Origin of the sequence: Vibrio atlanticus (assembly GCF_024347315.1) — a bacterium.
GTDB lineage: Bacteria > Pseudomonadota > Gammaproteobacteria > Enterobacterales > Vibrionaceae > Vibrio > Vibrio atlanticus.
Genome location: NZ_AP025460.1, coordinates 1,415,398 through 1,425,797, shown reverse-complemented (window position 1 = coordinate 1,425,797; position 10,400 = coordinate 1,415,398). Strand labels below are relative to the sequence as shown.

At 43.7% G+C, this 10,400-nt stretch carries 8 protein-coding genes; 4 read left to right on the top strand and 4 right to left on the bottom strand.

Going from position 1 to position 10,400, the window contains the following annotated elements:
* Window positions 1–503: 503 nt before the first annotated feature.
* Window positions 504–1,430, bottom strand: coding sequence for an agmatinase (gene speB, locus OCV30_RS06485; RefSeq protein ID WP_009846513.1), 927 nt, complete (start codon window positions 1,428–1,430; stop codon window positions 504–506).
* Complete coding sequence (speA, locus tag OCV30_RS06480; protein WP_170967440.1) at window positions 1,430–3,319, bottom strand: arginine decarboxylase; 1,890 nt, start codon at window positions 3,317–3,319, stop codon at window positions 1,430–1,432. Before speA ends, speB begins: the two co-directional genes overlap by 1 nt.
* 579 nt (window positions 3,320–3,898) lie before the next feature.
* Here speA and OCV30_RS06475 point away from each other — a divergent pair.
* The 4 genes from OCV30_RS06475 to OCV30_RS06460 all read left to right on the top strand — a co-directional run bounded on the left by OCV30_RS06475 (window position 3,899) and on the right by OCV30_RS06460 (window position 9,330).
* The gene (locus tag OCV30_RS06475; protein WP_065680259.1) at window positions 3,899–5,335 is read left to right on the top strand and encodes a coniferyl aldehyde dehydrogenase; all 1,437 of its coding nucleotides are present in this window, start codon (window positions 3,899–3,901) and stop codon (window positions 5,333–5,335) included.
* Window positions 5,332–5,910: a TetR/AcrR family transcriptional regulator gene (locus OCV30_RS06470; protein ID WP_065680260.1), complete on the top strand. Its 579-nt coding sequence runs from the start codon at window positions 5,332–5,334 to the stop codon at window positions 5,908–5,910. Before OCV30_RS06475 ends, OCV30_RS06470 begins: the two co-directional genes overlap by 4 nt.
* Window positions 5,911–6,402: 492 nt before the next feature.
* Window positions 6,403–7,977 carry an ABC-F family ATP-binding cassette domain-containing protein gene (locus OCV30_RS06465; RefSeq protein ID WP_065680261.1) on the top strand — a complete coding sequence of 525 codons (1,575 nt, stop codon included), beginning with the start codon at window positions 6,403–6,405 and terminating at the stop codon, window positions 7,975–7,977.
* Window positions 7,978–8,091: 114 nt separating this feature from the next.
* Window positions 8,092–9,330, top strand: coding sequence for a leucine-rich repeat-containing protein kinase family protein (locus tag OCV30_RS06460; RefSeq protein WP_065680262.1), 1,239 nt, complete (start codon window positions 8,092–8,094; stop codon window positions 9,328–9,330).
* A 92-nt stretch (window positions 9,331–9,422) separates the two neighbouring features.
* On the opposite strand, the gene OCV30_RS06455 is transcribed toward OCV30_RS06460, so the two are convergent.
* Window positions 9,423–9,857, bottom strand: a complete 435-nt coding sequence (locus OCV30_RS06455) for a hypothetical protein (RefSeq protein ID WP_065680263.1) — start codon at window positions 9,855–9,857, stop codon at window positions 9,423–9,425.
* A 40-nt stretch (window positions 9,858–9,897) separates the two neighbouring features.
* Window positions 9,898–10,215, bottom strand: coding sequence for a N(4)-acetylcytidine aminohydrolase (yqfB, locus tag OCV30_RS06450; protein ID WP_065680264.1), 318 nt, complete (start codon window positions 10,213–10,215; stop codon window positions 9,898–9,900).
* Window positions 10,216–10,400 lie beyond the last annotated feature (185 nt).

Genomic DNA, 10,400 nt, shown 5'->3' with positions numbered 1-10,400 from the left:
GACTCCTTTTCACAAATTCACTTATTCTCTATGGATTTCTAAAACACAAATTAAACGTTAGTAGTGCATTGATTTATATGCAAATAAACTCACAGCAATGTTACATCTCTTTAATCCTATAAAGATATACAGGAATAAAGTAGATAAATCATGAGCGAATATAAGACATTGCTTGAGGCAAACGATGTGATAGCAATAAAGCAGAGAGTAGTCCCAAACTTGAGACAATGTTCAGCACAAAGCGGATGAAAAACCATTTATTAAGCGTATATTTCGCCAATTTCATATATGCCCATCAACATATTAAGGTGCTATGGAGGAACAATAGTCATGACTTATCATTCGATATACACATATCAAAAGGAATACGTTTTAGGACAAAACAATAGATACAAAAAAGCCGCCCGAGTTTAACTCGGGCGGCTTTTAGAAGATCATGTACCGCAATATGGTGTTTATCCGTAAAACGAGATTGTCACGTTCAACATGGCTCGCTAACTATTTTATTTTGTTAAGCGATTTGCAGTCCAAACATAAAGCAGCTCAAGTGCGATAGTTGCGCCAGCTAGAGCCGTAATTTCGCTTTGGTCATACGCTGGAGACACTTCTACTACATCCATACCAACCATGTTGATACCTTGTAAGCCACGGATGATTTTGAGCACTTTATCTGAATTCAAACCACCACACACTGGTGTCCCAGTACCCGGAGCAAACGCAGGGTCCAGACAGTCAATATCAAACGTTAGGTAAACTGGCTTATCACCAACAATGCCTTTCACTTGAGCAATGATCTCATCCACGCTCATGTCATTCGCTTGCATCGCATTGATAACATTAAAGCCATGACCTTCCTGCTTATACTCTGTACGAATACCTATTTGCACAGAATGCTCAGGCGAGATTAACCCTTCATTTGGCGCATGGTAGAACATAGTACCGTGATCGTAACGACTACCCTGACTGTAAGTATCAGTGTGCGCGTCAAAATGAATCAGAGCCATTTCACCGTACTTCTTGCCGTATGCTCTTAGCAAAGGCAATGTAATGAAGTGATCGCCACCTAACCCTAACAGTGTTTTACCGCTGTTTAGAATCGCATCAGCGGCTGCTTCTAAACGCTGAGTTAAGTCTTCTGCATCACCGCAATCAAACACAAGATCGCCAGCATCAATCACCGAGGTGTGTTCAAATACATTGAAGTCCCAAGGAAATTTTTTGCCTTCCCACGCCAAGTTTACAGACGCACGACGAATCGCATCAGGCCCCATACGAGCACCCGGACGACCCGACGTCGCCATATCTAACGGCGCGCCCAACACAACCACATCAGCATCGTTATCAATTGGGTTCTGTACCAATGGACGACGCATAAAAGTCATCGCGTTGGAGTACAGCGAGTAATCTGGTTTGGTAAATAGATCGTTCATTAAAAATCCTCAAGATAGGTGTAACCCATCAAGCCTTGCTCTAACTCTTCAAGTACGCTTTGCTGCTCTTGTGCTGGTACTTTCGCCGTGACCAAATCTTTGTAGTTCTGACGAATCAGATCCGTATCAATGTGAACATAACGCATCATGTCTTCAACCGTATCGCCTTCATTGATGTAGTCGATATTCGCTTGACCACTTTCATCAACATTCACCACTACACTGTGGGTATCACCAAATAGGTTATGCATATCACCCAAGATCTCTTGGTATGCGCCTACTAAGAAAAAGCCCATCAGGTATGGTTCATCTGGGTTCCATGCAGGAACTGGCAGAGTCGTTTCAATACCTTGGCCATCAACATACTGGTCAATCGTACCGTCAGAATCACAAGTAATATCCAGTACTACAGCGCGTCGCTCGTCCGCATTATCCAAACCACTTAGAGGCAATACAGGGAACACCTGATCGATACCCCAAGCATCTGGCAACGATTGGAACAGCGAAAAGTTCACGAAGAACTTGTCGGCTAAACGCTCGCTCAACTCGTCCAAAATAGGACGGTGGTAACGGTTCTTAGTACTCATACGAGAGCTAAGTTCGTAGTTAATACGCAAAGACATCTGCTCTGCCCAAGCACGGTGCTGAAGATTCAGCATGCCTGTGGCAAATTGGTTGTGCGCTTCTGCGATATCGCTTTGCGTGTCATTGTAGATCTCGATCAACGCTCGATCATCGTTACCTGCATCTAGCTCTAAGAAGTTCTTCCACATGTTGTTTAGCAACATTGGTGCGTCAGCTTCAGGCGCAGCCATATCTTCCGGAGAATAGCTTTCTGTACCGATCACGTTAGTAACAAGCACAGCGTGATGCGCAGTCAACGAACGACCAGATTCAGAAATGATCACAGGTTGTGGCTGATTGTAGAGCTTACAAATATCCCCTACTGTCATTACGATGTTGCGAGCGTACTCAAGCAAGCCGTAGTTCATTGAGTTTGAAGACTGGCTACGTGTACCGTCGTAATCCACAGCCAAACCACCACCAACATCTAAGTACTTCAATTGAGCACCGATATCGCGCAGTTCACAGTAGAAACGAGCCGCTTCGCTCACACCATTTCGTACATCACGAATATTGGCCATTTGTGAACCAAGATGGAAATGCACTAACTCTAAAACATCGAGTTGGTCTTCTGCTTTCAAGCGTTCAATAACAGTCAGCACTTGTGATGCAGACAAGCCGAACTTCGACTTCTCGCCACCACTTGCTTGCCATTTGCCTGCGCCTTGAGAAGCAAGACGAATACGCAAACCTAAACGAGGTTTCACGCCAAGCGCTTTCGCTTCAGAAAGAACAAGATCAAGCTCTGATAGCTTCTCTAGAACGATAAAAACTTTATGACCCAGCTTTTCACCAATAAGCGCAAGACGGATGTATTCTCTGTCTTTGTAACCGTTACACACGATCACTGAGCTTGCTTTTTGAGCCAGCGCCAATACCGCTAATAGTTCAGGCTTGCTACCTGCTTCTAGGCCTAATTGCTTCTGCTCTAATTGAGCTTGGCTCGCTAAGATCTCGTCAACCACTTCTTTCTGTTGGTTAACTTTAATCGGGTAAACAAGCAGGTAACGGTTGTCATACTGATACTCGTCGATCGCTTGGTTGAATGCGTTACAGATATTGTGCACACGTTGATGCACTATTTGAGGAAAACGCACAAGAGCAGGCAAACCAATATTTCGCTGCTCTAACTGTTTTACGATCTGACTTAGCGGAACTTGATGATCGGTTTCGCTCGGTGAAACATACACCTCGCCATTATCATCAATTCCATAAAAACCTTGGCTCCAGTGCTTTACATTATACTCAGCACGGATGCGTTCCAAATTAACCGAATTTTCCAATTCTAGAGACCTCACACTATAGGGCCATCGACAGAAGATACCTCATTGGAATAGCGAGGTATAACCCAACAAAAAACGTTCGAAAACGATTTGTTGGCTGCATTAACCGATATTATTAAGAGTGAGTCCAACCATTGATATTTGTGGTTACGATTACGTTTTTTTATCGACGATCCGACTTAAAGTGACAGGTAAGGTATTACAAGGTTTTAGGCCAAAAAACAGGCTGAAGCGCATTAGATTTAAAGCACTTTCTAACAAAAAATTAGGTGAATAAAATAGCAATCACATCTAAAATTCTTGATTAATTTGGTGATGTTAAGTCAGGGTTGTGACAAATATGCGCACTTCCCAATCTGAACTCTCGCTATCACAAACACAACTTGTATCCCGTGATTCGATACCTATAAACACTTCGTTCTTCCAACTAAAACTCGCTCACTTCAATGTTGTAACCGCTCAATTATTGAACTTTTCTCGTGCATATCTTGTATTCGATTCGATCTTCTTGTAAATTCAACTGACCGACCAATCGGTCAGCTTTCGAATTTAGGGGATACTATGAGCCATAATCTAGACCTTGAACCAACCACGTCGAACATCAACGACATGGATCAAATATTCAACCGACAAAAAGATCACTACCGCAGTAATGTTAATCCAGCGCTTGAGCAGAGAAGAAAAGACCTCTCGGAATTAAAAGCGTTGCTAATGCGCTACCAAGGGCAATTGATTGATGCGGTGTCTGAAGATTATGGCCATCGAGCAAAACACGACAGCTTGATTGCTGATATCACCCCTTCTCTTCACCAGATCAATTACAACCTAAAGAACCTTAAGAAATGGTTAAAGCCATCTCGTAGAAAAGCTGGCTTAATGCTGACACCCGCGAAGATCACCGTTCATTATCAGCCAGTGGGTGTTGTCGGTATCATTGTTCCTTGGAACTTCCCGGTGATGCTCTCTTTAGGGCCTCTCATCACGGCGCTGGCGGCAGGTAATACTGCAATGCTCAAGATGTCTGAGTTCACTCCAGCGACCAACCGAGTTTTAAAAGCGATGTTGGCTGAAGGATTTAACGAAGATCAGGTTGCGATTATCGAAGGCGAAGCTGATGTTTCCGCGAAATTTAGCCAACTCCCGTTTGATCATATTCTATTCACAGGGTCAACCTCTGTGGGTAAGCACGTAATGAGAGCAGCAGCCAACAACTTAACGCCAGTAACTTTAGAATTGGGTGGTAAGTCTCCCACGATTATTGCTCCGGACTTTGATGTCGCTGACGCCGTTGAACGCATCCTGTTTGCAAAAAGCTTGAACGCTGGACAGATTTGTGTGGCGCCCGATTACATCTTATTACCACGAGAAAAAGTCGACGCGTTCATCACGGCTTATAAGCAGTACTTCAAAAAGCTTTACAAAGCCGGTATTGAAAGCAAAGACTTAACCTCTGTGATCGATATGCGCCAATACAATCGTTTGAAGGGTGTGATTGCAGATGCTCAGTCTAAAGGTGCGGTTATTCACACTGTCACCGAGCAATCACAAGACGATGTGAACCACAGAATGACGCCACACCTTCTAACCGAAGTGAACGACGACATGGTCGCAATGCAAGAAGAGTTGTTTGGCCCTATTCTGCCTATCGTGCCTTATGACTCTATTGAAGAAGCGATCAGCTATATCACAGCAAGAGAACGTCCACTTGCTCTGTATCTGATGAGTCATGATAAACAGACCCAAGAACAGTTCTTATCGAATACGCATTCTGGCGGTGTTTGTATTAACGACTCGCTAGTGCATGTGGCGGCAGAAGATGCGCCGTTCGGTGGCATTGGCCCTTCAGGCATGGGACACTACCACGGCATTGAAGGCTTCAAGACCTTTAGCCATGCCAAAACCGTTCTAAGTAGAGGAAAAATTAACTTCACCAAGTTAATGCACCCTCCTTACAACAACCCAATTAAAAAGATTCTGTTCAAAGTACTAAATAGATGATTACGAAAAGGCAAAAAATCCTAGATGCTGCGCTCCTGCTCTTCTCTCAGCAAGGGCTAGAGGGCACATCTACAGGACAAATAGCGAAAACAGCAGGCGTCGCAAAAGCGACACTGTTTCATCACTTTGAGAACAAATCTCTACTGATTGATGAACTGTTTCGTGAACTGAAAATAGAGCTATTTTCTACCCTTGACCAGCACACAGAAATCGCTGAACAAGATCGCTACCAAGTCTTTAAATTCATGTGGATCACAGGGCTTGAATGGGCATTAGAAAATCCAGTTGCGATGAAGTTTTTCACCAATGTTCATTTCGACCCGACGACTCAAACTCGAGAAGTGATTGTTTCAAAGATGTTCGCATCGTTAGACGAGATCATTTTGAAAGGACAAGAAACTGGTGAGCTGATGGTGTTAGACATCAACCTTGTTAGGCACTTCATCCACAGCCACTTTTTGATTTGTGCAAACTGGTTGATTGAGCAGAATGAGTTACCACCAGAGCAGTCAGGCAAGTACATCAGCGATAGCTTTGATATGTGCTGGCGAGGTGTCGGCGGACAAAACCTGTAATTTCCACATTCGTTGAAGCCCTTGCTTTCAAAGAACACTCTAAAGCGCCTCATGGCTATATCTATATAAAGGCATGAGGCGCTCTAATTATTTGGATACATTTTAATCACATCACCATATTGACTTTAAGCACCCTCTTTCAGTAACATCCCACCATCATTTCAAAAGAGAATAACGCCATAATGAAGTACTAACATCCTGACATCCGATTTATTTTTATAAAAATCATTTGGACACTCGGGGTTAGTGGGCGTTACTTCGTCATCTATTTTCGCGACAAATCAAGCTCTTAAAGATCCGTTTTTTGACAAGCTACATCTTTAAGATCAGTACCTTAAAGACAGAAATCAGATCAGCACTCTATTTCCTATCTTTGATTGGTACGCTACCTAAGTAACGTCTTGGCGATCTATTCTTAGACTCCTATGTTGGAGTCTATGTAGAAAAGCGCCTCACCCCTTTTACTCGTTTACACGTAAAGGGAGGTATTTTATGCCTACTATATTAGCCAACAATCTCTCATTCCAACTCGATACTGGTGAGTGGTTATTCAAAGACATCACCTTTAGTTTGAGCAGTCGCCTGACAGGCTTAGTCGGAAGAAATGGGGCTGGAAAGTCACTACTGCTTTCGTTACTGGTCGGGCAAACACAACCCACATCAGGCAGTGTTTCCAAACAAGGCTCGATCGGCTTTTACTCCCAGTTGCCATCAACGCTACTGGATTCCGCCACCACCATCGCTGACTTCTTAGGGCTCACCGAAAAGTTAGACGCATTGCACGCCATAGAACAAGGCAGTTGCGAACTTCAGCACTTCAATATCGTTGGCGAGGATTGGGATTTACAAGCGAACACGAAGCAACTTTTAGCCACATTGAAAATAACCAGTGGGTTAACCACGCCGTGCCATACATTGAGTGGTGGGCAACTCGCCCTTTTACAGCTTCATCGGTTATTCGCATCAAACCACGACATACTGATTCTCGACGAACCTACAAACCATTTGGATAACGAAGGGCGCAATTGGTTACTAGAACAATGCCAGTTGTTTGAAGGAAAAGTACTTGTCGTCAGTCACGATCGAAGCTTGTTGAGACACATGGAAGGGATCTATCACCTCAACAGTTTGGGCATGCGTTTCTATAAAGGGAATTACGATGATTACTTCACGCAAATGTCGAGTCAAAGTGAAGCACTGGACAAGCAGATAACGCATCACCAATCGGAGAAGAAACGACTCGAGCGCCAAGCTCAGACTAACAAGGAAAAAGCACAACAACGTGAATCTCAAGGTAACCGACTCCGAAAATCAGGTAGCCAACCCAAGATATTATTGGATGCAATGAAAGATAAAGCAGGACGAACCCAAGGAGCATCGGCAACAAGCCACAGGAACTTAAAGGATCAAAACCAACATAAACTTCAATCTCTTAAAGAACAGCAAGAGCAACTGAAGCCGCAAGCCTTGTACCTACAACAAGCGAATAGTTCTAAAAAACACTCACTATTAACCGTTGAAGAGTGTCGCCTGAGTTTTGGTTCTGGTGCTCCTATTAGCTTCTCTCTATCACAAGGGGAACGATGCTATCTAACCGGGGCTAACGGGTGCGGAAAATCGACACTGTTAAAAGCCATTCATGGCCAACACTCGAACTATATTGGATCCATTAAGCGCTTAGGGGCGACGGTATACTTGGATCAACACTTTGGTATGTTGGACACCAACGACACCATGTTCGATAGTTTGATGACACACAGCTTTGGGTTAACAGAAAGTGACGCTCGAACCTTGTTGGCAGGGATTGGGTTCAGACGAGACTCTGTATACCGAAAAGTGGCTTATTTAAGTGGTGGTGAAAAAATGAAACTGGCGATGTTGATCGTTAGCCATAAGCAAGACACCCCGCTTCTATTACTCGATGAACCGGACAACCACCTAGACATCGACTCAAAGCAAATATTGGCGTCCGCTTTACGTGAATACCAAGGCGCATTTATCTTGGTGAGTCATGATGCTGATTTTGTTAAGGAGGTCGGCGTCAGCCAAAACCATATACGACTTTAACCTTCGTAAATTCGTTCACTTAGTTTAGTTAAGCGAGCATCGCTCCGGTGCTCGCCTTTCTCGATTGAGACAAGTAAACTACGCGCCTCGAACATCTATTCATAAGGCTAAGGTTTGCATACTCTAGAACAACTTAAATCAGGGCAACTTAAAGGGATTAAGCACTTAAAACTGTCAGCAGATCTCACCGAATTTCCATTAGAGATCTTAGAGCTTGCCGATTCTCTAGAGGTTCTAGACCTTTATGGAAACCAGCTATCAAGCTTACCAGACGAGCTATCACAGCTGACTAACCTGCGTATCATTTTCGCGTCGAATAACCTGTTCACGCACCTTCCTGATGTTCTAGGTACTCTTCCTAAGCTCGAAATGGTTGGCTTCAAATCTAATCAAATTAAAACCGTCAGCGAGCAATCTTTACCTGCTCAATTACGTTGGTTGATCCTGACAGACAATGCAATCGAGGTTCTCCCTCACTCACTAGGTGAAAGATCACGCCTGCAAAAGCTCGCATTGGCAGGTAACAAGATTCGTGTTTTACCAGAAAGTATGGCAAACCTATCAAACCTTGAACTGGTTCGTCTGTCTGCAAACCAACTGACTGAATTCCCAGAGTTCCTTATCAAGCTACCAAAACTGGCTTGGTTAGCGTTTGCGGGTAACCCGTTTTGCAAACACCCAAGCAGCTTAGATAGCGTGCCTGCCGTAAGCTCAAAATACTACTCACTCAATCAAGTGCTGGGCCAAGGTGCGTCTGGGGTAATTTCTCATGCTAACTGGTTAAATCGTGACTTTGATTTCCCACAAGAAGTGGCGGTTAAAGTATTCAAAGGCGAAGTAACAAGCGACGGTTACCCACACGATGAACTCGAAGCCTGCCTTCAAGCTGGTCATCATAGCAACCTAGTGAAGTCTATCGCTCAAGTTGATGAAGAGAACTACCTAGCATTGGTGATGGAGCTTATCCCGAGCAACTATTACAACCTAGGCTTGCCCCCTACTCTTGAAAGCTGCACTCGCGATACGTTCAACGAAGGCTTCGAGCTTTCAATTGCTCAGATCAATAGCATTACCGAACAGATGATTGATGTGTTTGAACACCTTCATGCCAATAAGGTGTGTCACGGTGACTTATATGCGCACAACACCCTGGTCAATGAGCAAGGCCAAATGATCTCTGGCGATTTTGGAGCAGCGACTATCTACGGTTACCTAACAGAAGAGCAGCAACAAGGCATTCGACAAATCGAAGCTCGCGCTCTCAAGTACTTTATTGAAGACCTATTGACCGTATGTGTAAAGCAAGACCAAGACAGCGAGCTTTATACTAAACTGGCGAACTTCGAAGCTTAATAGTTCATTGATCAGAAGTACTCGGTCGAATTGAAAACAACAAAGCCAACATCACTGTTGGCTTTTTATTTGCTCATAAAACGAATCGGCGTTTAACTTTCAACTTGAACAAGTTTCAAGTACGAATGTAGCTCACCGTTCTTATACTCAACCGCAGAGTGGATATTGAGGTTTTTACACGCGACAACATCAAACTGGTAACGATTGTCACCTTTATTGATTTCGACTTGCAGCAACCCGCTTTTCAGCAACCAATGACCTTCGGTTTCAAATCGATCAAACAAACGATACTCCGTTAGACTACCATCAGAATGAAAGTGAACCTCGGTAATGTACCCTGCAGGGCAACTTTTTACCCAAGTCCGCCCTAAGACATCTTCTTCAACAAAGTTTCTTTTGCTCTCGCACCACTTTAAATAATCGGCACTCTCACTAAGATCGCTATTAAGGTCATTCTTAGACAGTAACGTTTGGTCTTGTTGTTCACGACAGTAAAGCTGAAGCAGTGTCTGCTGGTTATTACTCATTAATCGCCATCCCTAGCTAGTCAATCTAATCCAATCAGGCTTAAGCTACCAACTCATAAGAGACAACATACAGTTCAGAGATCCCTGGGTAGATATCTTGAATCACCCCCTTCAGGACTTCTAGCGTCATGTTCTCTTGCTGAGCATGGAACTCACCTAAGTCATCAAACAGGATTGGTTCAACGCTAATGATCTTAAGATTACAGAATACACGTCCCTGCTCTAGCGTGGATACTTCTACAACACTGCCCGGCTGGTAATCGCGCTCAGATTCATCGCGAATAGTAATGGTCTTTTTGCATGAAAGGATATCGGTTTCAAAACGTTCGAAGAACGTCATAGTGGTAGGTGCGGTCATTTATCTCGGTCGCTTAACATTTAGAGGTTAGGTAAATGTTTATATACCAGAATGCCTGTTCAAGCGAATAAAAATTAGATGCGGAATTTTATCTCGTCATTCCCAAGGCTGACGAAGGAAGGATTAGGGAAGCTCTAGCAAGAGCCAAATTACAGGCAATAAAAAAGGAGAACCGAAGTTCTCCT